Origin of the sequence: Mycobacterium sp. E3198 (assembly GCF_001667015.1) — a bacterium.
Lineage (GTDB): Bacteria > Actinomycetota > Actinomycetes > Mycobacteriales > Mycobacteriaceae > Mycobacterium.
Map to the genome: position 1 here is coordinate 12,999 of NZ_LZIS01000165.1, position 24,660 is coordinate 37,658.

General features: G+C 69.5%; 30 protein-coding genes. 13 read left to right on the top strand and 17 right to left on the bottom strand.

Annotation, left to right across the window (positions count from 1 at the left end):
* Nucleotides 1-7: 7 nt before the first annotated feature.
* The 3 genes from A5673_RS18175 to A5673_RS18185 are packed head-to-tail and all read right to left on the bottom strand — an operon-like array spanning nucleotide 8 to nucleotide 2,789.
* Nucleotides 8-703, bottom strand: a complete 696-nt coding sequence (locus A5673_RS18175; protein ID WP_068235270.1) for a PhzF family phenazine biosynthesis protein — start codon at nucleotides 701-703, stop codon at nucleotides 8-10.
* Nucleotides 704-736: 33 nt separating this feature from the next.
* Complete coding sequence (locus tag A5673_RS18180) at nucleotides 737-1,768, bottom strand: alpha/beta fold hydrolase (RefSeq protein ID WP_068235273.1); 1,032 nt, start codon at nucleotides 1,766-1,768, stop codon at nucleotides 737-739.
* 46 nt (nucleotides 1,769-1,814) lie between these two features.
* Complete coding sequence (locus tag A5673_RS18185) at nucleotides 1,815-2,789, bottom strand: proteasome assembly chaperone family protein (protein WP_068235275.1); 975 nt, start codon at nucleotides 2,787-2,789, stop codon at nucleotides 1,815-1,817.
* Nucleotides 2,790-2,943: 154 nt separating this feature from the next.
* Between A5673_RS18185 and A5673_RS18190 the strand changes: the two genes are divergently transcribed.
* Nucleotides 2,944-3,768 carry a serine protease gene (locus A5673_RS18190; protein ID WP_068235281.1) on the top strand — a complete coding sequence of 275 codons (825 nt, stop codon included), beginning with the start codon at nucleotides 2,944-2,946 and terminating at the stop codon, nucleotides 3,766-3,768.
* Nucleotide 3,769: 1 nt separating this feature from the next.
* On the opposite strand, the gene sthA is transcribed toward A5673_RS18190, so the two are convergent.
* A complete protein-coding gene (gene sthA, locus A5673_RS18195) occupies nucleotides 3,770-5,176 on the bottom strand; it encodes a Si-specific NAD(P)(+) transhydrogenase (protein ID WP_156748362.1) in 1,407 nt (468 codons plus the stop codon).
* 114 nt (nucleotides 5,177-5,290) lie between these two features.
* Between sthA and A5673_RS18200 the strand changes: the two genes are divergently transcribed.
* Entirely contained in the window at nucleotides 5,291-6,346 is a 1,056-nt protein-coding gene (locus A5673_RS18200) for a DUF4192 domain-containing protein (RefSeq protein ID WP_068235291.1), read from the top strand.
* A gap of 12 nt (nucleotides 6,347-6,358) precedes the next feature.
* On the opposite strand, the gene A5673_RS18205 is transcribed toward A5673_RS18200, so the two are convergent.
* The 3 genes from A5673_RS18205 to A5673_RS18215 all read right to left on the bottom strand — a co-directional run bounded on the left by A5673_RS18205 (nucleotide 6,359) and on the right by A5673_RS18215 (nucleotide 8,728).
* The gene (locus A5673_RS18205; RefSeq protein ID WP_068235295.1) at nucleotides 6,359-7,054 is read right to left on the bottom strand and encodes a metal-dependent transcriptional regulator; all 696 of its coding nucleotides are present in this window, start codon (nucleotides 7,052-7,054) and stop codon (nucleotides 6,359-6,361) included.
* A 136-nt stretch (nucleotides 7,055-7,190) separates the two neighbouring features.
* Complete coding sequence (gene sigB, locus A5673_RS18210; RefSeq protein ID WP_066909888.1) at nucleotides 7,191-8,150, bottom strand: sigma-70 family RNA polymerase sigma factor SigB; 960 nt, start codon at nucleotides 8,148-8,150, stop codon at nucleotides 7,191-7,193.
* 149 nt (nucleotides 8,151-8,299) lie between these two features.
* On the bottom strand, nucleotides 8,300-8,728 hold the full coding sequence (locus tag A5673_RS18215; RefSeq protein ID WP_082958822.1) for a DUF3099 domain-containing protein: 429 nt from the start codon (nucleotides 8,726-8,728) through the stop codon (nucleotides 8,300-8,302).
* Nucleotides 8,729-8,773: 45 nt separating this feature from the next.
* On the opposite strand from A5673_RS18215, the gene A5673_RS18220 reads away from it, so the two are divergent.
* Entirely contained in the window at nucleotides 8,774-9,013 is a 240-nt protein-coding gene (locus A5673_RS18220) for a DUF3039 domain-containing protein (protein ID WP_066909891.1), read from the top strand.
* Here A5673_RS18220 and A5673_RS18225 read toward each other — a convergent pair whose 3' ends face one another.
* Complete coding sequence (locus A5673_RS18225; RefSeq protein ID WP_068235301.1) at nucleotides 9,014-9,997, bottom strand: YihY/virulence factor BrkB family protein; 984 nt, start codon at nucleotides 9,995-9,997, stop codon at nucleotides 9,014-9,016.
* A gap of 65 nt (nucleotides 9,998-10,062) precedes the next feature.
* On the bottom strand, nucleotides 10,063-10,248 hold the full coding sequence (locus A5673_RS18230) for a hypothetical protein (RefSeq protein WP_068235416.1): 186 nt from the start codon (nucleotides 10,246-10,248) through the stop codon (nucleotides 10,063-10,065).
* A 133-nt stretch (nucleotides 10,249-10,381) separates the two neighbouring features.
* On the opposite strand from A5673_RS18230, the gene A5673_RS18235 reads away from it, so the two are divergent.
* Nucleotides 10,382-10,747, top strand: coding sequence for a DUF952 domain-containing protein (locus tag A5673_RS18235; protein ID WP_068235305.1), 366 nt, complete (start codon nucleotides 10,382-10,384; stop codon nucleotides 10,745-10,747).
* On the opposite strand, the gene A5673_RS18240 is transcribed toward A5673_RS18235, so the two are convergent.
* Entirely contained in the window at nucleotides 10,693-11,109 is a 417-nt protein-coding gene (locus A5673_RS18240) for a RidA family protein (protein ID WP_068235418.1), read from the bottom strand. The two genes, A5673_RS18235 and A5673_RS18240, sit on opposite strands and share 55 nt — an antisense overlap.
* Nucleotides 11,110-11,200: 91 nt before the next feature.
* Here A5673_RS18240 and A5673_RS18245 point away from each other — a divergent pair, with 91 nt between their 5' ends.
* Nucleotides 11,201-11,623 carry a nuclear transport factor 2 family protein gene (locus A5673_RS18245; protein ID WP_197518417.1) on the top strand — a complete coding sequence of 141 codons (423 nt, stop codon included), beginning with the start codon at nucleotides 11,201-11,203 and terminating at the stop codon, nucleotides 11,621-11,623.
* Between the two features lie 2 nt (nucleotides 11,624-11,625).
* On the opposite strand, the gene A5673_RS18250 is transcribed toward A5673_RS18245, so the two are convergent.
* Both A5673_RS18250 and ppgK read right to left on the bottom strand, forming a co-directional pair.
* Nucleotides 11,626-13,185, bottom strand: a complete 1,560-nt coding sequence (locus tag A5673_RS18250) for an RNA polymerase sigma factor (protein WP_082958825.1) — start codon at nucleotides 13,183-13,185, stop codon at nucleotides 11,626-11,628.
* A 178-nt stretch (nucleotides 13,186-13,363) separates the two neighbouring features.
* A complete protein-coding gene (gene ppgK, locus A5673_RS18255) occupies nucleotides 13,364-14,170 on the bottom strand; it encodes a polyphosphate--glucose phosphotransferase (protein WP_068235320.1) in 807 nt (268 codons plus the stop codon).
* A gap of 103 nt (nucleotides 14,171-14,273) precedes the next feature.
* On the opposite strand from ppgK, the gene A5673_RS18260 reads away from it, so the two are divergent.
* Complete coding sequence (locus A5673_RS18260; protein WP_068235323.1) at nucleotides 14,274-15,152, top strand: inositol monophosphatase family protein; 879 nt, start codon at nucleotides 14,274-14,276, stop codon at nucleotides 15,150-15,152.
* A 7-nt stretch (nucleotides 15,153-15,159) separates the two neighbouring features.
* Here the strand turns inward: A5673_RS18260 and cei are convergent, their stop codons facing one another.
* A complete protein-coding gene (gene cei, locus A5673_RS18265) occupies nucleotides 15,160-15,810 on the bottom strand; it encodes an envelope integrity protein Cei (RefSeq protein ID WP_068235328.1) in 651 nt (216 codons plus the stop codon).
* Between the two features lie 183 nt (nucleotides 15,811-15,993).
* On the opposite strand from cei, the gene A5673_RS18270 reads away from it, so the two are divergent.
* Nucleotides 15,994-16,296, top strand: a complete 303-nt coding sequence (locus A5673_RS18270; RefSeq protein WP_007774871.1) for a DUF4193 domain-containing protein — start codon at nucleotides 15,994-15,996, stop codon at nucleotides 16,294-16,296.
* Nucleotides 16,297-16,300: 4 nt separating this feature from the next.
* On the opposite strand, the gene A5673_RS18275 is transcribed toward A5673_RS18270, so the two are convergent.
* On the bottom strand, nucleotides 16,301-16,786 hold the full coding sequence (locus A5673_RS18275) for a DUF3093 domain-containing protein (RefSeq protein ID WP_068235331.1): 486 nt from the start codon (nucleotides 16,784-16,786) through the stop codon (nucleotides 16,301-16,303).
* A 25-nt stretch (nucleotides 16,787-16,811) separates the two neighbouring features.
* Here A5673_RS18275 and dut point away from each other — a divergent pair, with 25 nt between their 5' ends.
* Complete coding sequence (dut, locus tag A5673_RS18280; protein ID WP_068235337.1) at nucleotides 16,812-17,276, top strand: dUTP diphosphatase; 465 nt, start codon at nucleotides 16,812-16,814, stop codon at nucleotides 17,274-17,276.
* Nucleotides 17,276-18,019: a DUF3710 domain-containing protein gene (locus tag A5673_RS18285; RefSeq protein ID WP_068235340.1), complete on the top strand. Its 744-nt coding sequence runs from the start codon at nucleotides 17,276-17,278 to the stop codon at nucleotides 18,017-18,019. Before dut ends, A5673_RS18285 begins: the two co-directional genes overlap by 1 nt.
* Nucleotides 18,020-18,022: 3 nt before the next feature.
* Here the strand turns inward: A5673_RS18285 and A5673_RS18290 are convergent, their stop codons facing one another.
* A complete protein-coding gene (locus A5673_RS18290; RefSeq protein WP_068235343.1) occupies nucleotides 18,023-18,721 on the bottom strand; it encodes a hypothetical protein in 699 nt (232 codons plus the stop codon).
* 136 nt (nucleotides 18,722-18,857) lie between these two features.
* On the opposite strand from A5673_RS18290, the gene A5673_RS18295 reads away from it, so the two are divergent.
* Together A5673_RS18295 and A5673_RS18300 are read left to right on the top strand one after the other, a co-directional pair.
* Nucleotides 18,858-19,226 (top strand): OB-fold nucleic acid binding domain-containing protein, encoded by a 369-nt coding sequence (locus A5673_RS18295; protein WP_068235345.1) that lies wholly within the window; start codon nucleotides 18,858-18,860, stop codon nucleotides 19,224-19,226.
* On the top strand, nucleotides 19,223-19,858 hold the full coding sequence (locus tag A5673_RS18300) for a DUF3159 domain-containing protein (RefSeq protein ID WP_068235348.1): 636 nt from the start codon (nucleotides 19,223-19,225) through the stop codon (nucleotides 19,856-19,858). The genes A5673_RS18295 and A5673_RS18300 overlap by 4 nt, the downstream gene beginning before the upstream one ends.
* Nucleotides 19,859-19,861: 3 nt before the next feature.
* On the opposite strand, the gene A5673_RS18305 is transcribed toward A5673_RS18300, so the two are convergent.
* Nucleotides 19,862-20,536, bottom strand: a complete 675-nt coding sequence (locus tag A5673_RS18305) for a TrkA family potassium uptake protein (protein WP_068235350.1) — start codon at nucleotides 20,534-20,536, stop codon at nucleotides 19,862-19,864.
* Nucleotides 20,533-21,216, bottom strand: a complete 684-nt coding sequence (locus A5673_RS18310; protein ID WP_068235352.1) for a TrkA family potassium uptake protein — start codon at nucleotides 21,214-21,216, stop codon at nucleotides 20,533-20,535. Before A5673_RS18310 ends, A5673_RS18305 begins: the two co-directional genes overlap by 4 nt.
* Nucleotides 21,217-21,345: 129 nt before the next feature.
* Between A5673_RS18310 and A5673_RS18315 the strand changes: the two genes are divergently transcribed.
* Both A5673_RS18315 and A5673_RS18320 read left to right on the top strand, forming a co-directional pair.
* Entirely contained in the window at nucleotides 21,346-23,340 is a 1,995-nt protein-coding gene (locus A5673_RS18315; protein ID WP_068235355.1) for an APC family permease, read from the top strand.
* The gene (locus A5673_RS18320) at nucleotides 23,337-24,527 is read left to right on the top strand and encodes a class I SAM-dependent RNA methyltransferase (protein ID WP_068235357.1); all 1,191 of its coding nucleotides are present in this window, start codon (nucleotides 23,337-23,339) and stop codon (nucleotides 24,525-24,527) included. Before A5673_RS18315 ends, A5673_RS18320 begins: the two co-directional genes overlap by 4 nt.
* The last annotated feature ends 133 nt before the right edge of the window (nucleotides 24,528-24,660 follow it).

Genomic DNA, 24,660 nt, shown 5'->3' on the forward strand with positions numbered 1-24,660 from the left:
GCTTCGGTCAGTCCACCCGCCTGCCGCCGTCGCCCACGACGCGCCCCGCCACCGCGACCCAGCCCTCGGCGTTCCACGTGGTTTCGATGACCGACCCGTTGCCCTGTGTGATGTGCAGGTCGCGGCTGAGGTAGTCGGTGAGCCGCATCGCCGCGGACCCGGTGGCCTCGTCCTCCGGCACGCCGAGGTTCGCGAAGAACCCCCGCGCGCGCAGCAAGCCGGCCGATCGATCGACCCAGGCCCACAGGTAGTGCGCGACGTCGACGGGAAAGTCCGCGGGGTCGGCGCCCAAAACGTCGTCCGCGGAATCGAATTCGTGGATCGCCAGTTCCGGGGCCCATTCGGCGCGGGCGCTGATCCGGGTCCGCTCGCCCGGATAGCTCACCTGCACCAGCCCGGCCGGCACCTGCAGTGTCTTGATCGGCCAGCCGTTCTCGCGCAGCCACCACGCCGCACCGACGGTCGGGTGCCCCGCGAACGGAAGTTCGGTGCGGGGGGTGTGAATCTTCGCGTGCGCGGTGGTCGCGCCGGCGGCCGGAAGATCGATGAATACCGTTTCACTGTAACCCAATTGGGTCGCGAGCCGCTGCCGGTCCCCGGGCGCCATCCGGCCTGCTGGGCTTTCCGGGACCACGCCGAGCGGATTACCGAAATTGCCGTCCGCGTCGGTGAACACGCGGAGCACCGTCACGTCGATCCCCATGACCCGACTGTACGGGCCGGGCCAACGCAACGATCAGGTGGCGCTGCGCTCGTCGGAACCCATCGCGTTCAGCACGGCGACGCGGGTGTCGGCCGGGCCCGTGACGGTCTTCTCGCCGCCGCCGGTGCGCAACAGCTCGCGAAGGGCGGCCTGGTCGTATTCGGCGGGTTGGGTGCTGTCGATGAAACGCTGCACGACGTCGATGAAGCGGGCCGGGTCGTCGTGGAACGGGAAGTGGCCCGAGCCCTCGAAGATCTCCAGGCGCGAGCCGGGCATCGCGGCGTGCGCCATCCAGGCGTGCCGGACGGGGACCACCACATCCTTGGTGCCCCAGACGATCTGAACCGGGATGGCCTCGGTCAGATAACACCGGTCCAGCATCGTCACGATCTGCCCGCGCCAGTCCACCACCGCCCGCAGGGTCCGGCTGAACGCCGCCGAGGCCGTCGGCTCCGGCAGGTCGTCGAGGATGCGCAGCACGTTAGGCAGGTCGTGGCCCAGCGCGGTCGACCCGATCGCCAGCCCGGCCAGCTTCCCCGCCAGCTGAACCGCCGGCAGCACCAGCGGCAGCCGCAGCAGCGCCAGCGCCTCGCTGCCCATCGGCAACGAGGCCAGCCGGAAGACGACGTTGACGTCCTTGGTGACGCCGCCCGCGGCCACCAGGATCAGCCGGTCGACCAAATGCGGGAACTGGTAGGCGAATTGCATGGCCACCCCGCCGCCCAGCGAGTGGCCGATGATCGTCACCCGCTCGATGTCGAGCACGGACAGCAGGTCACGCATCCCGTTGGCGTAGGCGGCCGCCGAGTAGTCGGCGCGCGGCTTGTCGGATTTCCCGTGGCCCAGCAGGTCGGGGGCGATGACGGTGAACCGCTGGGCGAGCTTGGCCTGCACCGCATTCCAGGTGGTGGAGTTGTCGCCGATGCCGTGCAGCAGCAGGATCGCCGGGCCCGAACCCGCGATCCGGTAGGCGCGCCGGTAGCCGTGAATGGTGCGGAACTCGAGCGTGGGGGCCGTCACCTCGCGCACCGGGCGAAGGTTGCTCTTGCGCTTGCGCTCGGTCATCTCGCCAACCTTGGTGTCGGCCCGCGCTATGGGCGTTGTAAGAGTCTCAAGCCTGGTCGTCGTCGTTCTTCTTCTTCTCTGCCTGCTGGGCAAGGAATCGCTCGAATTCGGCGCCAAGCTCGTCGCCGCTCGGCAGATCCTCGTCGCGGGTTAGTAACGACCTGTTCTCCTGAGCGTCGATGAAGGCATCGTACTGGCGCTCGAGCGCGGCCACCACTTGAGCCACTTCCGAGCTCGCCTGGACCTGTTCATCGATTTTGGCCCGGATTTCCTCCGCGGCCTCGGCCAGTGCCGACAGCGGCAGCTCCAGGGATCCGCTCTTGGCGACCTGCTCGAGCAGGGCTTGGGCGGCGGCGGGGTAGTCGGTCTGGGTCAGGTAGTGCGGGACGTGCACGGTGAAGCCGACGACGTCGTGGCCGTGCTGGGCCATCCGGTATTCCAGCAGGTTGGACGCGCTGCCCGGAACCTGGATCTCCGAGATCCACGGCTGGAAGTCGGCGATGAGGTCCTTGTTGTTGGAATGCGCCGTCAGCGTGATCGGGCGGGTGTGCGGGACGGCCATCGGCACGGTGCCCAGGCCGATGGTGCGCCGCACGCCCAGCCGCTCGGCCAGCAGCCGCACCGCGGTGATGAAACGCTCCCACTTCAGGTCCGGCTCCATGCCGGCCAGCAGCAGAAACGGCGTGCCGACGCTGTCGCGCAGCGCGTACAGGCTCAGCTCCGGGTCGTCGTAGTGGGTGAAGTGGTCGGTCTTGAACGTCATCAGCGGCCGCCGGGAGCGGTAATCCAGCAGTTCGTCGATCGCGAACGACGCCACCAGCTCGGCGTCCAGCGCCGCCCTGAGGTGGGTGGCGGCCAGCCGGATCGCGTGACCCGCGTCGGAGAAGCCCTCCAGGGCGTGGACCAGCACCGGGCCCAGGCCGTCGGCCGTCGACAACTGGGGCGCCGGGAACTCGAGCTCGTACATGCCGGGCTGCCCTGGCTGATAGTCGTCGTCGTCAGGGCCTTGATGGCGCGCCATCGGGCTGCCTCCTCTCGCGAATCTCTCCAGGGTGCCCTAACAAGTGTCCCCCGAATCAACGGGCACCCCTAACGGAAACACCGAAGCGAGCGGAGCGCGTCCCGGCGGGTTCAACTCGGCCCGCGGACCCCTGGTCGGGCATGATGGACACGAAATGCGCATATCGACGGTGCTGCTGTACTCGGGGGTAGGCCTGGCGACGTTGCTGACGTCGTGCACCAGGCCCGCCGACCCCGCCGCGCGCCCGACCGTCTCCGCCGACGTGGCCACCGCGCCGGTGCAGCGGCTCAGCCAGCCCCAGCAGAAGGCCGTCGCGCGTCCCGTCGACCCGGACCGGCGCGTCGGTGCGATCTTCATCAACGACGGGCCGCTGCACGTCTGCACGGGCGCGGTGGTGCATTCGGCGGCCGGGGACATGGTGATGACGGCGGCGCACTGCCTGGCGGGAGCGGCCAAGATCACCTTCGTCCCCGGGTTCGTCGGTGACGCCACGCCGCCCCCCGCGGACGTCTGGAAGGCCGACGCCGTCTACCTCGATCCGCGCTGGACCGCCGGCAAGGACCCGCACGCGGATTACGCGATCGCCCGGGTCAGCAACGACGCCGGTGGTTCGGTCGAGTCGCACGTCGGGTTGGCGCTGACGCTGGGCGTCGCGCCGCCGCCGGGCAGCCACGTCACGGTGCTGGGGTACGCGGCCGGGGTGGGCGGCTCGCCCATCGGCTGCCAGGCCACCACGTCGGTCAACGACCGCGGCTTTCCGTCGCTGACGTGCGAGGGGCTCGTCGACGGCACCAGCGGCGCGCCCTGGGTCAGTGGCACCACGCTCACCGGGGTGATCGGCGGCTTCGAGCGGGGCGGGTGCGCCGCCAACGTGTCGTACTCGGCGCCGTTCGACGCCCAGACCGCGCAGTTGCTGGCCCGCGCCGAGGCCGGCGGTCCCGGCGACCCGGTGCCCAACGACCTCGACGACAGCTGCTGAGTCAGCGGCGGAACTGGGACAGCGCCCGCATCTTGTTGGTCACGTCCAGCGCGGCGACCTTGTAGGCCTCGGAGAAGGTCGGATAGTTGAACACCGCGTCGACCAGGTAGTCGACGGTGCCGCCACAGCCCATCACGGCCTGCCCGATGTGCACCATCTCGGTGGCGCTGGTGCCGAAGATGTGCACCCCGAGCAGCTTGCGATCCTCGGTGGACACCAGCAGCTTGAGCATCCCGTAGGAGTCGCCGGCGATCTGGCCGCGGGCCAGCTCCTTGTACCGCGCCACGCCCACCTCGTAGGGGACGGAGTTCTTGGTCAGTTCCACCTCGGTGGCCCCGACGTAGGAGATCTCGGGAATCGAATAGATGCCGATCGGCTGCAGGTCGGTGATGCCCTCGCAGGCTTCCCCGAACGCGTGGTAGGCGGCCAGCCGGCCCTGCTCCATCGAGGTCGCGGCCAGCGCCGGGAACCCGATGACGTCGCCGACGGCGTAGATGTGTTCGACCTTGGTCTGGAACTTGTCGTCCACCCAGATCCGCCCGCGCCCCTCGACCTCGAGGCCCGCGTTCTGCAAATCGAGGTGATCGGTCTGGCCCTGGCGCCCGGCGGAGTACATGACCGTCTCGGCGGGGATCTGCTTGCCGCTGGCCAGGGTGGTGACGGTGCCCGCGGAGCCGACGTCGACGGCGGTCACCTCCTCGCCGAACCGGAACGTCACCGCCAGGTCGCGCAGGTGGAACTTCAGCGCCTCGACGACCTCGGGGTCGCAGAAGTCCAGCATGTCGTCCCGCTTCTCCACCACGGTCACCTTGGTGCCCAGTGCGGCGAACATCGAGGCGTACTCGATGCCGATCACGCCGGCGCCCACGACGACCATCGAGGCCGGCAACGACTTGAGGTCGAGGATCCCGTCGGAGTCGAGCACCCGTTCCTCGTCGAACTCGACGCCGGACGGCCGGGCGGGCCGGGTTCCGGTGGCGATGACGATGTATTCGCCGGTGACCGTTGTCATCTCCCGGCGGCCCGGGTCCTCCACGACGACGGTGTGCGGGTCGATGAACCGGCCGTGGCCGATCAGCAGGTCGATTCGGTTGCGCATCAACTGATTGCGCACCACGTCGACTTCCTTGCCGATCACGTGCTGGGTCCGCGCCAGCAGGTCGGCCGGCGTGATCCGGTCCTTGACGCGGTAGCTGGCGCCGTAGAGCTCGCGCTGGTTCATCCCGGTGAGGTAAAGGACCGCCTCGCGCAACGTCTTTGACGGGATGGTGCCCGTGTTGACGCACACGCCGCCCAGCATCCGGCCGCGTTCGATGATGGCGACCGATTTGCCCAGCTTGGCCGAGGCGATGGCGGCCTTCTGGCCGCCCGGTCCCGAACCGATGACGACGATGTCGTACTCCTGCATCGAACCCATGAGATAGACGATAAGGCCCACAGTCCAGACTTTCTCCACAGACGAGCGGCCGGATCTCGTTGCGGGAGCACGGCCTGACGGTGCCGGCCGTCAGCGTTGGTGCCCATGACGACGCATCGAGCTGATTTCGAACTCAACCGCCCCGGGGCGCTGATCGCGGCGCTACCGGCCGTTCTCGGCTTCGTTCCGGAGAATTCATTGGTCCTGGTGTCGCTGGACGGCGGCGAAATGGGGTCCGTGCTGCGGGTCGACCTGTCCGAGGACGTGACCGACCGGGTGGGGCACCTGGCGGAGATCGCCGCGGCCGCCGAACCCGAGGCCGCGATCGCGGTGATCGTCGACGCCGCCGGCGCGCACTGCCCGGGGTGCAACGAGGAGCACCGGCTGCTGTGCGCGGCGCTCGCAGACGCGTTGGCGCAGCACGACATTCAGCTGTGGGCGGCGCACGTGGTGGACCGGGTGGCCCGCGGCGGCCGCTGGCATTGCGTGGACCGCTGCGGCGCCGGCGGCGCGATCGACGATCCCTCCGCGTCGCCGCTGGCCGCGGCGGCGGTGCTCGACGGCCGGCGGCTGTACGCGCGGCGGGCCGACCTGCAGGCCGTGATCGCCCTCGACGCGGCGCGCAGCGCGGGGCTGGCCGACGCGCTGCGGCGGCAGGCGGCGAGGCGGGAGGCGGCGCTGCGCGACGATCCCGTGGGTTGCGCCCGGCGCGACGTGCGGCGCGCGCTGTCCGTCGCGAAGCGCGTCGCCGCCGGCGAGACGCCGTCGACCACCCAGCTCGCGGCGCTCGGCTGCGCGCTGAGCGATGTGCAGGTGCGCGACACGCTGTACGCGCTGGCGGTCGGCGAGCGCGCCGGCGACGCCGAGTCGCTGTGGGCGCTGCTGGCGCGCTCGCTGCCCGAGCCGTGGCGGGTGGAGGCGCTGGTGTTGCTCGCGTTCAGTGCGTACGTCCGCGGCGACGGGCCGCTCGCGGGCGTGTCGCTGGACGCCGCGCTGCGCTGCGACCCCGAGCATCGGATGGCCGGGATGCTGGACCAGGCGTTGCAGTCCGGAGTGCGGCCCGAGCGCATCCGGGAGCTGGCGGGCACCGGCTACCGGCTGGCCAAGCGGCTGGGGGTGCGGCTGCCGCCGCGGCGGTCGTTCGGGCGTCGGGCCGGGTAGTGGCGCGAGCGGTCAGACCTTCTCGACCTTGACGGCGTGAGCCATCTCGTGCGGCAGGGTGACGTTCTCGTGGCCGGGGATGAGGATGGTGACGCCGCCCCCGCCCGGGCTGGTCTCGACGGTGACCCGCGCGTTGGGCACCACGCCGGCGTCCTTCAGCCGGGTGATCAGGTCGATGTCGCCCTGGACGTGTTCGGTGAGCTGGCGGACGACCACCGCCACCGGCGAGCCGGCGGGCAGCTCGGTCAGCCGGACCAGGTTGACCTCGTCGGAGCCGGAATCCGGGCCCACGCCGAGGTCCAACAGACCCGGAATCGGGTTCCCGAACGGGGACGTGGTCGGGTGGTTGAGCACCTTGACGAGCCGGCGTTCGACTTCCTCGCTCATCACGTGCTCCCACCGGCACGCCTCGGCGTGCACTTCCTCCCACGGCACCCCGATGACGTCGACGAGCAATCGTTCGGCCAGGCGGTGCTTGCGCATCACGGCGATGGCCAGCGCCCGGCCCTTGTCGGTGAGCTCCAGGTGGCGGTCCCCGGCGACGTGGAGGAGCCCGTCGCGTTCCATGCGGGACACGGTCTGACTGACGGTCGGACCGCTCTGCTCGAGCCGTTCGGCGATCCGGGCGCGCAGCGGCGTCACGCCCTCTTCCTCGAGGTCGTAGATGGTTCGCAGGTACATCTCGGTGGTATCAACCAGCTCGTTCATCCAGCACCCTCCATTGACGCCGAGTCTACTTGGCAAGCTGCGCGAACGGGTGTAACGCGTCCCCGGCAAGCAGTATGCCCGCCGCGTGACGCGGCGGGCATACCGTCTTGTTACTTGGCTCTACCTGATGCGGGCGTCAGCTCGCGTACGACCGCAGCCGGTCGGCGCGCTCGCCGTTGCGCAGCTTGGACATCACGTCGCGCTCGATCTGGCGGACCCGCTCGCGGGACAGCCCGAACAGCTTGCCGATCTGGTCCAGGGTGCGCGGCTGGCCGTCGTCCAGGCCGAAGCGCAGCCGGATCACCTGATGCTCGCGCTCGTCGAGAGTGGCCAGGACGCTGCGGATGTCGGTGTGCAGCAGCTCGGCGATCACCGCGTTCTCCGCGGACATCGCCTCGGCGTCCTCGATGAAGTCGCCCAGCGGGGCCTCTTCCTCCGAGCCGACGGGCATGTCGAGGCTCACCGGGTCGCGGCTGTGCTCCAGCAGGTCGTTGATCTTCTCGATCGGGATGCCCGATTCGGCGGCCAGTTCCTCGTCGGTCGCCTCACGCCCCAGGTTCTGGTGCATCTCGCGCTTGATCCGCGCCAGCTTGTTGACCTGCTCGACCAGGTGGACGGGCAGGCGGATGGTGCGGCTCTGGTCGGCCATCCCGCGGGTGATCGCCTGACGGATCCACCACGTCGCGTAGGTGGAGAACTTGAAACCCTTTGTGTAGTCGAACTTCTCCATCGCGCGGATCAGGCCCAGGTTGCCCTCCTGGATGAGGTCCAGCAGCGGCATGCCGCGGCCCGTGTAGCGCTTGGCCAGCGAAACCACCAGCCGCAGGTTCGCTTCCAGGAGGTGGCGGCGCGCTGCCTGGCCATCGCGCACGACGGCTTCGAGATCGCGTTTCCGGTTCTCGCCGAGGCGCTTACGAGTCTCGAGCAGATGCTCGGCATACAGACCGGCTTCGATGCGCTTGGCCAGTTCGACTTCGCCCGCCGCGTTGAGTAGCGCCGTCTTACCAATGCCATTGAGGTATACGCGCACTAGGTCCGCTGCGGGGCTTTGAGCATCAAGATCGCCGTCGATCCTGCTTGTGCCGGCATTCGCCATAGCGACCTCCCGTTCGGCTTTGTACTGTCAAGTCGTTCAACGACAGACCCAGCCTGGGAGTTCCCACCGCCTCGCGATCTCACACGCCTTGACGTGCAGAAATGTGCCGAGGACCTGAGAATGTCCTGAGAAGTGCGGCCAGCGGCCGCTTATCGGGAACCGTGTTCGTGGTGGTCCCAGGTCGGCGAGTGCGGTTGCGGCCCGCGGTCGCGGCGCGGTTCGAGCGCCCGCTGCTCGGCCCGCGGGAACAGGGGCGTCCGCCGGCGGGCCTCCTCGAAGCGCCGCGGCTCGTCGGAGCGGCGAGGTGGCCGGTCGTTGGCGATCAGCACCGCCATCCAGGGCAGCGGCACCGAGGCCGCCACGATCGCCAGGGAGATCAGGCCGTTGTGCCAGGCGCCGTACGCCACGGCCGCCAGGATGAGCGCCGGAATCCGAAACGCCATCAGGGTCAGGTACTTACGCACCCGCGCGCGGTGCTCCTCCTCGTACGAGGGGGCGGCGGAGGTGATCAGGACCGGGCGGCCCGCGTCGTCGAAACCCAGCTGTTCGCCGCGCTTCATACCTCCACTGTCCCACATGTAATCGATTCCGGTAACGGCGAGTCAGGAGGCACAATGTGAGGTATGCGCACCCAGACGATCGAACGCACCGAGACCGACGAACGCGTCGACGACGGGACCGGTAGCGATACCCCGAAGTACTTCCACTACGTCAAGAAGGACAAGATCGCCGAGAGCGCGGTGATGGGCAATCACGTGGTGGCGCTGTGCGGCGAGGTGTTTCCCGTCACCCGGGCGGCCAAACCGGGCTCACCGGTCTGCCCGGAGTGCAAGCGGATCTACGAGCACCTCAAAAAGGGCTGATCAGGCCGGCGGCTCCGCCGTCGCGACGGCGGTCGGCGCGGGGTTCGGCGGTGTGTCCGCCGCGCGCTCGGGGCCACGCGTGCGCTCCAGCACCCAGTTGCGCAGCCGGTGGGCGTGCGTCTTCGGCGCGGGAAACTCCTCCTGGATGGCCGCGTTGAGTTCGGCGCCGATCATGATCGCGAAACCGCCGAAGAACGCGAACAACAGGAACGCGATCGGCGTGGACAGCGCGCCATAGGTGTAGCCGGTGCTGGTAATCCACGTCAGGTAGAACCGCAGGCCCAGCGTGGCGATCACGAAGACCGCGGTCGCCAGGATCGCGCCGAAAATCAGCCGGTGCGACGGCAGCGGCACGGGCAGCGCGACCCTGTAGAGGATCATCACCCCGATCATCAGGCCGAGGATCAGCATCGGGTAGTACCCGTAGCGCAGCACGTTGGCCAGGCCGACGGGGATGTGTTCGGAGATCTTGCGCGGACCGACCACCACCAGCGGCGCGGTCGCCACCACGACCAGCAGCCCCACCACGTACAAAAACAGCGCGAAGAACCGCTGCCGCACGGGATGACGCAGTGGCGTCTGGTCGTGCGCCTCGACGACGGAATCGACGAACGCCGAGATCGCCGAGGACCCCGCCCACAGCGAGATCAAGAAACCCAGCGACACCACCTCACCGCGGGCGTGGCTGGCGATGTCCCTGATGGTCGGTTCGATGATCTCGTTGACGACGCTGGGGGAGAACACGCTGTGGGCCGTCGAAATCACCTGGTGCTCGATGCTGGGCAGCATGTCGGGCCCGAACAGCGGCGCCACGTAGGCCATCGTGCCCAGCATTCCCAGCAACAGCGGCGGCAGGGACAGCGCCGACCAGAACCCGGCCTGCGCCGACTCGGAGAAAATCGAGTCGTCCCAGCTTTTGGCCAGGGTCCTCAGACTGATTCGCCAGATGTGGTGGCGGGACGGCTTCGCGACCTGATCGCTCATACCCGTCCAGCATTACCGATGACTGCCCGCACCGGCCACATTGCCGATGGGTGAGTTCGAGGAAACTAGCTGGCGCTGGCCTCCAGCACGGCGTCCTGCTCGGTCAATTTCGCCTCGTGCTGGTTCGCGTGGTGCTGGCAGAAGAGAAGCTCAAGCCCTGAAGGCAGCTTGGCGCGGACGCGAGCCGCGGCACCGCAACGATCGCAGCGGTCCGCTCTGGTCAGCTCGGGACTGGTCAGAGTTGCATTCATGGCTTCTCCGTTCTCGTACATTCACTCTCTCAGACGTATGGGGTTTTCGCCTTGTTCCCCGATCGTTATCGGGTGTGTCGTTTCTCACGAGCCGCTGTGGTTTCTCCGGCGGGCCCGGCTAGGGTTGCCCACTGTGGCCTCCGCAACCGGCGTTTTGGTGCACTTATGCGGTCGTGAGGAGTGGTTCCGGGCCCGCGATCGCGGCGGAATCGACCCCGAACCGCCCGGTTCGGAGTTCATCCATCTGTCGGCGCCGGAGCAGGTCCACCTGCCGGCCAACCGGCTCTACCGCGGCCGTGACGACCTCGTTCTCCTGCGCATCGATCCGGCCCTGTTGGACTCGCCCGTGCGCTGGGAGCCCGGGGTGGCAACGGATCCGGACTCGATGTTGTTCCCGCATCTGTACGGCCCGCTGCCGGTGAGCGCCGTGGTGGGCGTCACCGCCTACCCGCCCGGACCCGACGGCACCTTCGGCCCGGTATCCGGGGCCGCGACGTAGGCGTCGGCCTCGATCTCCACCAGCAGCTCGGGTGCGATCAGCGCGGACACTTCCACCATGGTGGCCGCCGGCCGTATCTCGCCGAAGACGTCCGCGTGCACCGCGGCGACCTCCCGCCAGCGGGCGATGTCGGTGACATAGATGCGGGTACGCACCACATCGGTCAGCGCGGCGCCCGCCTGCGTGAGCGCAATCTCGATGCGGCGCAAGGCGTCTCGCGCCTGCGTGGCGATGTCCCCGGCGGGTCCCGCACCGGTGGTTCCGGCCACCGCCACGTGGGGGCCGACCCGCACCGTGCGCGAATAACCGACCGTCGACTCGTACTCGGACCCGGACGAGACCAGTGTTCGGTTGGCTGGCATGCGGTCACAGTACGACGGGAGCACCGTCGCGCGCACCCGAATTTGCCTCGACTTGGCTTGGGCACCAACACGTTCGGTTACCATGCTGTCGATGACCACGCCCGTCGTCTCGGAGCACGCGCTGCGCGCGCAGGAGGAGCGCTTCGCGCGGGCGTTCGCGGCCCGCGATCCGGCGCTGGCGCGCGACCTGTATGCGCCCGACGTGGTGTACGTCAGCCCCACGGTGCGGCTCTTCGACTGGCCCGACCGGATCGAGGGCATAGAGCGCACGCTCGAGTTCATCGCGCTCACCATCCGTGGCTGCGACGACATCCGCTACGAGGCGACCGATCTCGCCGTCACGCCGGGCGGCGACGCGGCGTTCGTGCGCGTGCGGTTCGACTGGTCCCGGGGCGGCCGCCGCCTGCGGTCGACCTACGTGGTGGCCTACCGCTATCGCGACGGCCGGATCGCCCACCAGGAGCTGTATTACGACCCGAGCGGACGGCTGGACGTGCTCGACGGCGAGGGCTGAACTCAGTCGAGGTAGTCGCGCAACACCTGAGAACGGCTGGGGTGGCGCAGCTTCGACATGGTCTTGGACTCGATCTGGCGGATGCGCTCGCGGGTCACGCCGTACACCTGCCCGATCTCGTCGAGGGTGCGGGGCTGGCCGTCGGTGAGCCCGAAGCGCAGCCGTACCACGCCGGCCTCGCGCTCCGACAGCGTCTCCAGCACGGACTGCAGCTGATCCTGCAGCAGGGTGAACGACACCGCGTCGACGGCGACCACCGCTTCGCTGTCTTCGATGAAGTCGCCGAGCTGGCTGTCACCCTCGTCGCCGATGGTCTGGTCCAGCGAGATCGGCTCGCGCGCGTATTGCTGGATCTCGAGGACCTTCTCCGGCGTGATGTCCATCTCCTTGGCCAGCTCCTCGGGCGTGGGCTCGCGGCCCAGATCCTGCAGCAGCTCGCGCTGGATGCGGCCCAGCTTGTTGATCACCTCGACCATGTGGACCGGGATGCGGATGGTGCGCGCCTGGTCGGCCATGGCCCGGGTGATGGCCTGGCGGATCCACCACGTGGCGTAGGTGGAGAACTTGTAACCCTTTGTGTAGTCGAACTTTTCGACCGCGCGGATCAGGCCCAGGTTGCCTTCCTGGATGAGGTCGAGGAACGCCATGCCGCGGCCCGTGTAGCGCTTGGCCAGCGAAACCACCAAGCGCAGATTGGCTTCCAGCAGATGGTTCTTGGCGCGGTCGCCGTCGCGGCAGATCCACATCATGTCGCGGCGCTGGGCGGCGGGCAGCTTGTCGCCGCGCTCGGCGTGCTCGCTCATCAGCTGGGTGGCGTACAGGCCGGCCTCGATCCGCTTCGCGAGTTCGACCTCTTCCTCCGCGTTGAGCAGCGCCACCTTGCCGATCTGCTTCAGGTACGCGCGAACGGAGTCGGCGGACGCGGTGAGCTCGGCGTCCTTGCGGGCCTGCCGCAGCGCCTCGGATTCATCCTCGTCCCAGACGAAATCGCCGGAGGCCTTGTCCTTTTCGGACGGCTCGCTGATGTCCTCGTCCTCTTCGGCCGGGGTGGCGGCCTTGGCGGCGGGCTTCGCCGCGGCGTCCTCCTCGCCGTCCTCGGCGTCGGCGGCCTCCAGCTCGGCGTCGTCGCCGTCGGCGGCCACGTCGTCTTCGAGGTCGTCGAGGTTGAGGTCGTCGGCGTCGATGTCGAGATCTTCGCCGGGCTCCACCTCGAGGTCGGGTTCGGCGTCGAGATCCTCGACCGCGCCGTCGGTGTCGATGGCTCCGAGGTTGGCGTCGGCGTCCTCTGGCGCCGCTTTCGCCGCCTTCGTGCCGCGGCCCGACGGCGCCTTGGCGCCCGCGGCCTTGGCCGGGGTGCGGGCCTTCTTGGTCTCGGCCGCGGCGGGGGCCTCGTGCGCCTTGGTGGCTTTGGCGGCCCGCGGCGCCGCCTTGGCGGCCCGTTTGGCGGGCGCGGCGCCGTTGGAGGCCTTCGCGGCCGGTCGCTTAGCGGGGGACGACGGAGACTTCGTGGCGGTGCGCTTCACCGGTTGGTCGGTTGCCGCACTTGCCTTGCTCGGTGCCACTTACACCCCTTCGTTTGGACGCACTCTCGGTGGGTATGGGCATGGGAAACCGAAAGTGTCTGCTATGTCGAATGTCGGCGTTGATATCGGCGTGTGTGTTTGCACGCTTTCTCCTCGGGCGGTCGCCGAACACCATTGTAACGACAGCGGCCGCCCGCACCCGGCTACCGGCCAAAATTCAGTGAGTCACATCCGAAGTGGCCGCCATCGCCGCGCCCACGATGCCGGCGGTGTTCTGCAAGGCGGCGGCCACCACCGGGGTCCGGTTTTCCAGCAGCGGGAGCCACTTGTCGGCCTTGCGGCTGATCCCGCCGCCCGCGATGAACAGGTCCGGCCAAATCGCGTTCTCGATCGCCACCAGCACCCGTGTGACCTGCTTGGTCCACTTTTCGTAGCTCCAGCCGTTGCGCTCCTTGACCGATGACGCCGCCCGCAGCTCGGCCTCCTTGCCGCCCACTTCGAGGTGCCCGAACTCAGTGTTGGGGATCAGCGTCCCGTTGTGGATGACCGCGGACCCGATCCCGGTGCCGAACGTCAGCAGCACCACCAGGCCGGACTGATTCCGGCCCGCGCCGTAGTGCTCCTCGGCGAGCCCGGCCGCGTCGGCGTCGTTGAGGATCACGACCTCCTGGCCGTCCAACTCGGCGCTGATGACGTCGCGCGCGTTGGTCCCGATCCAGGCCTTGTCGACGTTGGCGGCCGTCTGTACGACACCGTGGGTGACGACGCCGGGATAGGTCACCCCGAGCGGACCGGTCCAGTTGAACCCGCGGACGACCTCGGCGATGGTCTTGGCGACCGCGGACGGGGTGGCCGGTTGGGGGGTCAGCAGCTTGATCCGTTCGCCGATCAGCAGCCCGGTGTCCATGTCGACGATCCCGCCCTTGATGCCGCTGCCGCCGACGTCGATGCCGAACCCGCGCCGCTGCGGCTCGCCGCTGACCGCTATGGGTGGCGTGTCCGTGGTCGAGTCGGTGCTGGTCATCGAAACTCCTCGGCGAGACTTGGCCTGTCCGCCCACCTTAGCCCGGTGGCGAGGCCGGTCGCGGGTATCTGCGCCGCCGTGGCGTCTGTGATGCGATGGAGCGGTGACGCGACCCGACAACGACCCCGCACGGCTGCGTTCGGTGGCCGAGGAGCTGGCCGCCGAGGCCGCCGAGTTCGTGCGGCGCCGCCGCGCCGAGGTGTTCGGCGCCCGGGCGGCGAGCCTTTCGGGGGCGGGCAGCGGCGCGGTGCGCTCGAAGACCACCCGCACGGATCCGGTGACCGTGGTCGACACCGAGACCGAGCGGCTGTTGCGGGATCGGTTGGCCCAATTGCGGCCCGGCGATCCGATACTCGGCGAGGAGGGCGGGGGGCCCGCCGGGGCCGGCGCCGCCGGCGCGGTCACCTGGGTGCTCGATCCCATCGACGGCACAGTGAATTTCGTGTACGGCATCCCCGCCTACGCGGTGTCGGTGGGTGCTCAGGTCGACGGCGTCTCGGTGGCGGGCGCGGTCGCCGACGTCGTCGGCGACCGGGTGTACTCGGCCGCGACCGGTCTGGGCGCGCACGTCAGCGACGAGCGGGGGACGGAATCGTTGCGGTGCGCCGCGGTCGACGATCTGTCGATGGCGTTGCTGGGCACGGGTTTCGGCTACTCGCCGCGGCGCCGCGTGAGCCAGGCGGCGTTGGTGGCGCAGCTGCTGCCGGTGGTGCGCGACGTCCGTCGCATCGGGTCCGCGGCGCTGGACCTCTGCATGGTCGCCGCGGGCCGGCTGGACGCCTTCTACGAACACGGGCTGCAGGTGTGGGACCGCGCGGCGGGCGCGCTGATCGCCGCCGAGGCGGGGGCCCGCGTGGTGGTGACCGAGCCGGACGGCCCGTCGGGCAGCGCCGGGCTGGTGGTGGCCGCCGCCCCCGGGATCGCCGACGAGCTGTTGGCGGCCCTGGGTCGGTTCGACGGCCTGCGGCCGCTGCCCGAGTGAGCGGGTCTCAGCAGCTGCTGGAGTGAATCTTTTGCAGCAGCGCGGGATCCGACGGCTCGGTGGCGCCGGGCTTCAGGCTGGCGAGCACCGCGTCGACGTCGTCGTTGTGGGCCAGCGACGTGAACTCGGTGCCGACGGCGAGGTCGACGGAATCGTCGGCGCGGTTGTCGTTGAACAATTCCGTGCACGGCGCCACCAGCCAGACCGCGGCCGCGGTGGCCTGCCCGGCCGTGCCGAAGCGGATCTGCCCCTGGCAATTCAGCCTGGTGCCGGCGTAGACGGGGTCGTTGGCTGCGGTGGGCTGCGCGAAGCCCAGATCCTTCATGGCGCCCGCGACATCGCCGGCCTGACCGCCGCGACCGCTGGCGTTCAGCACGCGGACCTTGGTGTCGGCGAGCTTGGCGGGGGTGACGTCGGCCATGGCGCTGCGCGACACCTGCTCACCGAGTTGGGGCGCGGTCGACCCGGGCGGCTGCGGCGGCGGGTTGCACACAATGGCCTCGTGCACCTTCGCCGGTCGCGTCAGCGCCACCGTCCACACCACGCCGGTGGCCACCACCAGCAGGGCGAGCACCACGATCGCGGGCCGGGGATTGCGCCGCCTGAACGGCCTCCCGTGCTTGTCGAAAGCGGTACCTTCGGTAATCTGTGCGACCACACGTGCACTCTAAAGGCACTGTTTAAGACTCGAGGCAAGGGTCAATCCCGCGGTGTGACGCAAATCACACGTTAATGGCGCGTGATACGGGCACGAATCGTTTGGTGGATGCGTTCGACGCTGGTACAAAGCGTTGCTTGGGATAAACGAGGCCTGTTAGAGGGGATAGGGCAGGGGAGAGATATGCCGACCGACTACGACGCTCCGCGGCGTACCGAGACCGACGACGTCTCGGAAGACTCGCTGGAGGAGCTCAAAGCACGACGCAACGAGGCGGCCTCGGCCGTTGTCGACGTCGACGAATCCGAAACAGCTGAGAATTTCGAACTGCCCGGCGCCGACCTCTCCGGAGAAGAGCTGTCCGTACGCGTCATCCCGAAACAGGCCGACGAGTTCACCTGCTCGAGCTGCTTTTTGGTGCAACACCGCAGCCGGCTCGCCAGCGAGAAGAACGGCGTGATGATCTGTACCGACTGCGCGGCCTGATCGGTCAACTGCGCAATGCCGACAGCACCCGCTCCGGGTGACGGCAGCTCACCAGCCAGTACGGCGTCGGGTCGTCTGGGTCGTCGAGGACCAGCAGCACCATCGGGCCGACCCAGGCCCGGTGCAGCACGTAGGCGGCCGGGTCGAGCTGGCGGCCCAAGGCTGCCGACTTCGCCGTCGGCGCTATCTCGGCGGACCGGGCGATCACGTTGACCGGTAGGTGCGCCTCGCCGGCCCACAGCTCCACCCCGCCCGGGGCGGACGGATCTTCGGTGACGCGGATCTCGACCCGGCCCAGCCACAGCAGCGCGCCGGTGGCCACCACGAACAGCGTGGCGTACGGCAGCCAATCGGGCAGCGAGCGAACGCCGAGGTTGACTTCGAAGGCGATCAGCCCCGCCAGCCCGAAAGCCAGTGGCCACCACCACCATGGCACCCACAGTCGTTCGCGATATCGCACGCCGTGCGGCGCGACGCGCGTTGAAGACACGCGGTCAAGGGTAGTCTGTGGCCCCGTGTCGACCAGTCTGGCCATTGTCCGCCTCGATCCCGCACTACCGCTGCCCGCTCGAGCCCACGACGGCGACGCCGGGGTCGATCTTTTCAGCGCCGAAGACGTCAAGTTGGACCCGGGACGACGCGCGCTGGTGCGAACGGGCGTCGCGGTCGCCATCCCGTTCGGGATGGTGGGGCTGGTGCACCCGCGCTCGGGATTGGCCGCGCGCGTTGGGCTTTCGATCGTCAACAGCCCGGGCACCATCGACGCCGGCTACCGCGGCGAAATCAAGGTCGCGCTGATCAATCTCGACCCGGACGAGCCGATCGTGGTGCATCGCGGCGATCGGATCGCCCAATTGCTGGTGCAGCGGGTCGAGTTGGTGGAGCTGGTCGAGGTGTCGTCGTTCGACGAGGCCGGGCTGGCCGAAACATCCCGTGGCGATGGCGGTCACGGTTCCTCCGGAGGACATGCGAGTTTGTGATGGCGGCATTCGGTAAGCGCTCAGACAAAGACGACGGCGACCCGGTGGGCGACGTCGAGGCCCAGGCTTCCCCCGAGGAGCCCGACGAGCTCGAGGGCCCGTTCGACATCGACGACTTCGACGACCCCGCGGTCGCCGAGCTGGCGCGCCTCGACCTGGGGTCGGTGCTGATTCCCATGCCGGAGGCCGGGCAGCTGCAGGTCGAGCTGACCGAAACCGGTGTCCCCAGCGCGGTGTGGGTGGTCACGCCCAACGGACGCTTCACCATTGCCGCCTACGCCGCGCCCAAGACGGGTGGGCTGTGGCGCGAGGTGGCCGCCGAGCTCGCCGAGTCGCTGCGCAAGGACTCGGCCAAGGTCAGCGTCAAGGACGGCCCGTGGGGCCGCGAGGTGGTCGGCACCGCCACCGGCGTGGTGCGGTTCATCGGGGTCGACGGCTACCGCTGGATGATCCGCTGCGTCGTCAACGGCGCGCACGAAACCATGGAAGCGCTGGAGCAGGAGGCGCGGGCGGCCTTGTCGGACACCGTGGTTCGCCGGGGCGACACCCCGCTGCCGGTGCGGACGCCGCTGCCCGTGCAGCTGCCCGAGCCGATGGCCGAACAGCTGCGGGCGGCCGCGGCCGCGCAGCAGGCCCAGGCGCAGGGCGACCAGCCCCCGGGCGAACAGCCGCCTGAGCCGGCCGCGCGCCGCAGCGCCGAGGGGTCGGCCATGCAGCAGCTGCGCACCACGACCGGGGGTTAACTCCTAAAGCTCGGCCAGGGCGGCCAGGCAGGCCGCGCCCAGCGCGGCGGGGTCCGCGCCGAGCTGATCGAGCGTCACCGTGCGCAGCGCCGCCCGCGGCGCGGCGGTGACCCAGTCGAGGGCAACCTGCAAGGGGTGGATCGGATCGTCGACCGCGGCGGCCACCGCCAGCGGCGTGTCCAGCCCCGTCAGGTCCGCGCAGCTGGGGGCGACGTAGGCCGCCGCCTCCTCCATCGCGTCCGGCAGCTGCGGCCACTGCGCGCGCCACGACCGGGCCAGCTCGTCGGCCAGCCACGGCGGGCTGGTGGCCCGCATCTGCGTCGTCGTCGCCGCCAGGCCGTCGGCGCGCAGCCGGGCCGCCGAATACCGTGCCGCCAGTGCGGCGGGTGCGGTTCCGGGCGCGCCGGCCCAGGCGGGCAGCGCGGCCAGGACGGCGACGGCGCGGCCGGGGTGGGCCAGCGCCCACGCGGCCGCCACCGCCGCGCCGATCGACACGCCGCCGACGCCGATCGGGCCGTCGCGGGCCGCGTCGTCCAGCGCGGACAGGTAGCCCTCGATCAACCGGTCCGGCCGGGGTGCCGCGGCCACCAGCGTGGCGCCGGCCGCGCGCAGCGGGTGCGAAAACGCCCGGTAGACGTAGTCGTCGTCGGAGCCGGTGCCCGGCAGCAACACGGTCGCGACACCCCGCAGATCGACAGCCACCCCTCGATATTGCCCGGCCGTCGCGACCCGTCCAACATCACGTTTCGTTCGGTTGGCGCCGGGGAACCAACAGGTCTACGGTGTCCGTTGGCATGGAGGAAGCACCGAGGCTTTTACAGCACTGTCAGGAGTGGCCATGGGGGCCCAAGGATATTTGCGCCGGCTCACCCGTCGGTTGACGGAGGACCCGGAGCAGCTCGACTCCGAAGAATTGTCCGACGAAGTCGAAAGTGCCGGCGCGCAGCGTGCGATCGACTGCGAACGTGGCCAGGAGGTCACCATGGTCGGCACACTGCGCAGCGTGGAGACGAACGGCAAGGGTTGCTCCGGCGGGGTCCGCGCCGAGCTGTTCGACGGCACCGACACCGTCACCCTGGTGTGGTTGGGCCAGCGCCGCATTCCCGGCATCGATTCCGGCCGCACGCTGCGGGTCCGGGGCCGGCTGGGCAAGCTGGACAACGGCACCAAGGCGATCTACAACCCGCACTACGAAATTCAGCGGTGACCGCTCCGAGCGAACGCCTGCTGGAGCAGGTGGGTGGGATCAGCGGCGTCATCTACTCGTCGCTGCCCGTGGTGGTCTTCGTGGTGGTTTCCGGACTGTCCGGCCTGCTGCCGGCCATCGGCGCCGCGCTGGGCGCGGCGGCGCTGGTCTTGCTGTGGCGGCTGATCCGGCGGGAATCCACCCAGCCCGCGTTCTCCGGGTTCATCGGCGTCGCCGTCTGCGCCCTTATCGCGTATGTCGTCGGGCAGTCCAAGGGCTACTTCCTGCTGGGCATCTGGATGTCGCTGCTGTGGGCGGTGCTGTTCGGGGCGTCGGTGCTGATCCGCCGGCCCCTCGTCGGCTACGCCTGGAGCTGGGCCAGCGGGCGCGATCGCGCCTGGCGCGACGCGCCGCGGGCCGTCTACGCCTTCGACATCGCCACGCTGTGCTGGGTGCTGGTGTTCGGCGCCCGGTTCGTCGTCCAGCGCATCCTCTACGACGCCGGCCAGACCGGATGGCTGGGCGTGGCCCGCATATCGATGGGCTGGCCGCTGACGGTGCTGGCCGCCCTGGCGACGTTCGCGGCGATCAAGGCCGCGCAGCGCGCGATGTCCGCCGACGAGAACGCCGGCGCCGACACCCTCACGGAGTAGTCGTTACTCGCCGGGCTCGGCGTCCGGCAGCAGCAGCTTCTGTAGCTCCTCTTCCGCCTCGGCGACCGCCACGAACAGGAGCTCGTCGCCGCCTTCGAGCGGCTCGTCGGCCTCCGGCACGATGACGCGCGGGCCGCGCAGGATGGTCACCAGCGCCGCGTCCCGGGGCAGCTGCAGCCGGCGCACCGGCTTGCCGCCCCAGGGCGTGTCGTCGGGCAGGGTGATCTCGACCAGGTTGGCCTGACCGCGGCGGAATTCCATGAGCCGCACCAGATCACCGACGGCGACGGCCTCCTCGATGAGCGAGGCCAGCATGCGCGGCGTGGACACCGCCACGTCCACCCCCCACGCGTCGGTGAACAGCCACTCGTTGCGCGGATCGTTGACCCGGGCCACCACCCGCGGCACCGCGAACTCCGTCTTGGCCAGCAGGCTGAGCACCACGTTGGCCTTGTCGTCGCCGGTCGCGGCGACCACCACGTCGAAGCCCTCCAGGTGCACCGACTGCAGCAGGCTCAGTTCGCAGGCGTCGCCGAGGCGCCAGTGCGCCGCCGGGATGGCGTCGACGTCGACGTGTTCGGGGTTGCGCTCGATCAGCGTCACGTCGTGGCCGTTGCCGACGAGTTCTCGGGTGACCGATCGGCCGACGGCGCCGGCCCCGGCGACAGCTACCTTCATTTGCGCGGTCCCGACTCGATGTCCTCAGCCGGCGGCAGCGCCGCGATGGCGACCGCCTCGGCGGCGCGGCCGGATATTGCCGCGATGTAGACCTTATCGCCGGCCTGGATCACGGTCTTCGGTTCGGGCAACACTCCGGTGCCGAACCGGATCAAAAACGCCACCCGCGCGCCGGTGGCCTGCTCCAGGTCGGTGGCCCGGCGGCCCACCCAGTCCTCGTGCAGGTCGACCTCGGCCACCGCGACGGTGCCGGTCGGATCGCGCCACTTGGCGGTCTCGCTTTCCCGGGTGAGGGTGTTGAGCAGGCGGTCGGTGGTCCAGGGGACCGTGGCGATCGTCGGGATGCCGAGGCGCTCGTAGACCTCGGCGCGCTTGGCGTCGTAGATCCGGGCGACGACGCGCTGCACGCCGAAGGTCTCCCGCGCCAGCCGGGCCGAGATGATGTTCGAGTTGTCCCCCGACGACACCGCGGCGAACGCATCGGCCTCCTCGATGCCGGCGCTGAGCAGCACGTCGCGGTCGAACCCCTGTCCCAGCACCCGCTCGCCGGAGAACTCCGGGCTCAGCCGGTTGAACGCGGTGCTGTCGCGGTCGATGACGGCCACGTCGTGGCCGATGCGGGAGAGCGCGTCGGCCAGCGAGGAGCCCACCCGGCCGCAACCCATCACAACCACGCGCACTTGGGGTCCTCTCGGGTGCGTCCTGCGGTGTTCAATCGGCAACCCGGGCTGGCCAGCCGATTCGGTCCGTCCGCAACATTCTTGCCTACGAAACGCTAGCAAGCGCGGGTGGGCTTACTCTTGGCTCTCGTGTCCAAACTTTCGACCGCTGCGCGCCGGTTGCTCATCGGCCGGCCGCAACGCAGCGACCGGCTGAGTCACACCCTGCTGCCCAAACGGGTCGCCCTGCCGGTGTTCGCCTCCGACGCGCTGTCCTCGGTGGCCTATGCGCCCGAGGAGATCTTCCTGATGCTGTCCGTGGCCGGGGTGGCCGCGTACGCGATGGCGCCCTGGATCGGTCTGGCCGTGGCCGCGGTCTTGCTGGTCGTGGTGGCCAGCTACCGGCAGAACGTGCACGCCTACCCGTCGGGCGGCGGCGACTTCGAGGTGGTCACCACCAACCTCGGTGACACGGCGGGCCTTGTCGTCGCCAGTGCCCTGATGGTGGATTACGTTCTCACCGTGGCCGTTTCGACGGCATCGGCGATGTCGAACATCGGGTCGGCGATCCCGATCGTTGCCCAGCACAAGGTGTTGTTCTGCGTGGCGGCCATCGTGCTGGTGATGGCGATGAACCTGCGCGGTGTCCGCGAGTCCGGGGTGGCATTCGCCATCCCCACCTACGCGTTCATCGCCGGGTTGACCATCATGATCGGCTGGGGGCTGTTCCGGGCCTTCGTGCTCGGGGATCCGCTGCGTGCCGAATCCGCCGGGTTCCAGATGCACGCCGAACACGGAAAGGTTCTGGGCTTCGCGTTGGCATTCCTGGTGGCGCGGTCCTTCTCCTCGGGGTGCGCGGCGCTGACCGGCGTGGAGGCGATCAGCAACGGGGTGCCGGCGTTTCAGAAACCCAAGTCGCGCAACGCCGCGACCACGCTGCTGATGCTGGGCGCCATCGCGGTGACGCTGTTCATGGGGATGATCCTGCTCGCCAAGAAGACCGGGGTCCAAGTCGTCGACGACCCTGCGACCCAGCTGGGCGGTACGCCGCCGCACTACTACCAGAAGACTCTTGTCGCGCAGCTCGCGCAGGTGGTGTTCGGCAGCTTCCACCTCGGCTTCCTGCTGATCGCCATCGTGACCGCGCTGATCCTGGTGCTGGCGGCCAATACCGCGTTCAACGGGTTCCCCGTGCTGGGATCGGTGCTCGCACAGCACAGTTACCTGCCGCGGCAACTGCACACCCGCGGAGACCGATTGGCCTATTCCAACGGAATCCTGTTCCTTTCCGGGGCTGCGCTCCTGGCGATCATCGCGTTCCGCGCCGAGCTCAGCGCGCTGATCCAGCTGTACATCGTCGGCGTGTTCATTTCGTTCACGTTGAGCCAGATCGGCATGGTCCGGCACTGGACGCGGTTGCTGCGGACCGAGACCGATCCGCGGACGCGGGGCAAGATGATGCGCTCGCGGGTGGTGAACACGGTCGGGTTGCTGTCCACCGGCGCGGTGTTGGTGGTCGTCATGGTCACCAAGTTCGTCGCCGGGGCGTGGATCGCCCTGTTCGCGATGAGCTTGCTGTTCATCATCATGAAGATGATTCACCGGCACTACCGCACCGTGAGCCGGGAACTGGAGGAGCAGGAGGCGGCCCAGCACGACGTCGTGTTGCCCAGCCGCAACCATGCCTTGGTGCTGGTGTCCAAGCTGCACCTGCCGACCCTGCGCGCGCTGGCCTACGCGCGGGCCACCCGTCCCGATACGCTCGAGGCCCTCACGGTCAGCGTCGATGACGCCGAAACCCGCGACCTGGTGCACAAGTGGGAGGAAAGCGATATCAGTGTGCCGCTCAAGGTCATTGCGTCGCCGTATCGTGAGATCACCCGCCCCATACTCGATTACGTCAAACGAGTCAGCAAGGAGTCCCCGCGCACCGTGGTGACGGTGTTCATCCCCGAGTATGTGGTGGGCCATTGGTGGGAGCAGGTGCTGCACAACCAAAGCGCGCTGCGGCTGAAGGGCAGGCTGCTGTTCATGCCCAATGTGATGGTGACTTCGGTTCCCTGGCAATTGAATTCGTCGGAACGACTCAAGGCCTTCCACCCGCACGCGGCGCCCGGCGACGCCCGTCGCGGCATCTTCGATTGAGCACCGAGCTGACGCTGGTCACCGGCCCCCCGGCGAACGGGGGGAGCTGCGTGGCGCACCACGAGGGCCGGGTCGTGTTCGTCCGCTACGCGCTGCCCGGCGAGCGGGTGCGGGTGCGGGTCACCTCCGAGCGCGATTCCTATTGGCACGCCGAGGTTGTCGAGGTGCTCGAACCGTCGGACGACCGCGTCGCCTCGCTCTGCCCGATCGCCGGGGCCGACGGCGCGGGATGTTGCGATTTGGCGTTCGTCGCCCCGGAGGCGGCCCGGGCGCTCAAGGCCCACGTCGTCGCCAACCAGCTGTCCCGGCTGGGCGGGCATGACTGGAGCGGCGAGGCGGACCCGCTGTCCGACGCCGGGCCCGCCGGTTGGCGCACCCGGGTCCGGCTGGAGGTGGGCGGGGACCGTCGGCCCGGCTTCCACCGCTACCACAGCGACGAGTTGGTCACCGACCTGCGCTGCGCGCAGCTGCCGCCCGGAATGCTGGATGGGATTTCCGACGGCGAATGGCCGCCGCAGGCGCAGCTGCACGTCGCCGTCGACGACGACGGCGAGCGCCACGTCGTGTGCGCTGTGCGGCACGGCCGGCATACGGAAACCACGGTGGTCGAAGGCAGCTATGAGGCCGTGCAACGGGTGGGCGCGCGCAGCTGGCTGGTGCCGGTCACGGCGTTCTGGCAGGCGCACCGGGACGCGGCGCGCGTTTACGGCGACCTGGTGGTCGACTGGGCGCAACCGAGCCCCGGCATGACCGTGTGGGATCTCTACGGCGGCGCGGGGGTTTTCGCCGCCGCGCTCGGTGCCGCGGTGGGGACGTCGGGGCGGGTGCTGACCGTCGACACCTCGCGCTCGGCGACGCGGGCCGCGCGCGCCGCGCTGGCCGACTTGCCTCAGGTGGATGTCGTCACCGACTCGGTCCGGCGGGCGCTGACGGCGCAGCGCGCCGGCGCAGCGAAAGCCGATGTCGCGGTGCTGGATCCGCCGCGGGCCGGCGCCGGGCGCGAGATCATCGACCTGCTGGCCGCGGCCGAGGTGCCGCGCGTGGTCCACATCGGTTGCGAGGCGGCGTCTTTCGCGCGCGACATCGGCCTTTATCGTGCGCACGGCTACGCCGTCGACAAGATCAAGGTGTTCGACGCGTTCCCGCTGACCCATCACACCGAATCCGTCGCGCTGCTCACTCGTTAGGTCCCGTCCGCCGAGACTGCGCTCAGAGTGTGTGTCACGGCGTTTCGGGCGCTCTGGACGCAGGCTCGAGCGATCGCGGACCACATTGTGGTTATGCTGGCGACGGCGCTCCGGGAAGTCTGGTCGGAAGTGG

Coding starts and splice junctions, on each gene's coding strand:
- A5673_RS18245 (WP_197518417.1), top strand. CDS start 11,201: ATGACCACGCCCGTCGTCTCGGAGCACGCGCTGCGCGCGCAGGAGGAG.
- A5673_RS18205 (WP_068235295.1), bottom strand. CDS start 7,054: ATGAACGAGCTGGTTGATACCACCGAGATGTACCTGCGAACCATCTAC.
- A5673_RS18215 (WP_082958822.1), bottom strand. CDS start 8,728: ATGTGGGACAGTGGAGGTATGAAGCGCGGCGAACAGCTGGGTTTCGAC.
- sigB (WP_066909888.1), bottom strand. CDS start 8,150: ATGGCGAATGCCGGCACAAGCAGGATCGACGGCGATCTTGATGCTCAA.
- A5673_RS18270 (WP_007774871.1), top strand. CDS start 15,994: ATGCCGACCGACTACGACGCTCCGCGGCGTACCGAGACCGACGACGTC.
- A5673_RS18180 (WP_068235273.1), bottom strand. CDS start 1,768: ATGACCGAGCGCAAGCGCAAGAGCAACCTTCGCCCGGTGCGCGAGGTG.
- A5673_RS18285 (WP_068235340.1), top strand. CDS start 17,276: ATGGCGGCATTCGGTAAGCGCTCAGACAAAGACGACGGCGACCCGGTG.
- A5673_RS18200 (WP_068235291.1), top strand. CDS start 5,291: ATGACGACGCATCGAGCTGATTTCGAACTCAACCGCCCCGGGGCGCTG.
- A5673_RS18295 (WP_068235345.1), top strand. CDS start 18,858: ATGGGGGCCCAAGGATATTTGCGCCGGCTCACCCGTCGGTTGACGGAG.
- A5673_RS18230 (WP_068235416.1), bottom strand. CDS start 10,248: ATGAATGCAACTCTGACCAGTCCCGAGCTGACCAGAGCGGACCGCTGC.
- A5673_RS18175 (WP_068235270.1), bottom strand. CDS start 703: ATGGGGATCGACGTGACGGTGCTCCGCGTGTTCACCGACGCGGACGGC.
- A5673_RS18225 (WP_068235301.1), bottom strand. CDS start 9,997: ATGAGCGATCAGGTCGCGAAGCCGTCCCGCCACCACATCTGGCGAATC.
- A5673_RS18185 (WP_068235275.1), bottom strand. CDS start 2,789: ATGGCGCGCCATCAAGGCCCTGACGACGACGACTATCAGCCAGGGCAG.
- A5673_RS18240 (WP_068235418.1), bottom strand. CDS start 11,109: ATGCCAGCCAACCGAACACTGGTCTCGTCCGGGTCCGAGTACGAGTCG.
- A5673_RS18220 (WP_066909891.1), top strand. CDS start 8,774: ATGCGCACCCAGACGATCGAACGCACCGAGACCGACGAACGCGTCGAC.
- ppgK (WP_068235320.1), bottom strand. CDS start 14,170: ATGACCAGCACCGACTCGACCACGGACACGCCACCCATAGCGGTCAGC.
- A5673_RS18305 (WP_068235350.1), bottom strand. CDS start 20,536: ATGAAGGTAGCTGTCGCCGGGGCCGGCGCCGTCGGCCGATCGGTCACC.
- A5673_RS18190 (WP_068235281.1), top strand. CDS start 2,944: ATGCGCATATCGACGGTGCTGCTGTACTCGGGGGTAGGCCTGGCGACG.
- sthA (WP_156748362.1), bottom strand. CDS start 5,176: ATGCAGGAGTACGACATCGTCGTCATCGGTTCGGGACCGGGCGGCCAG.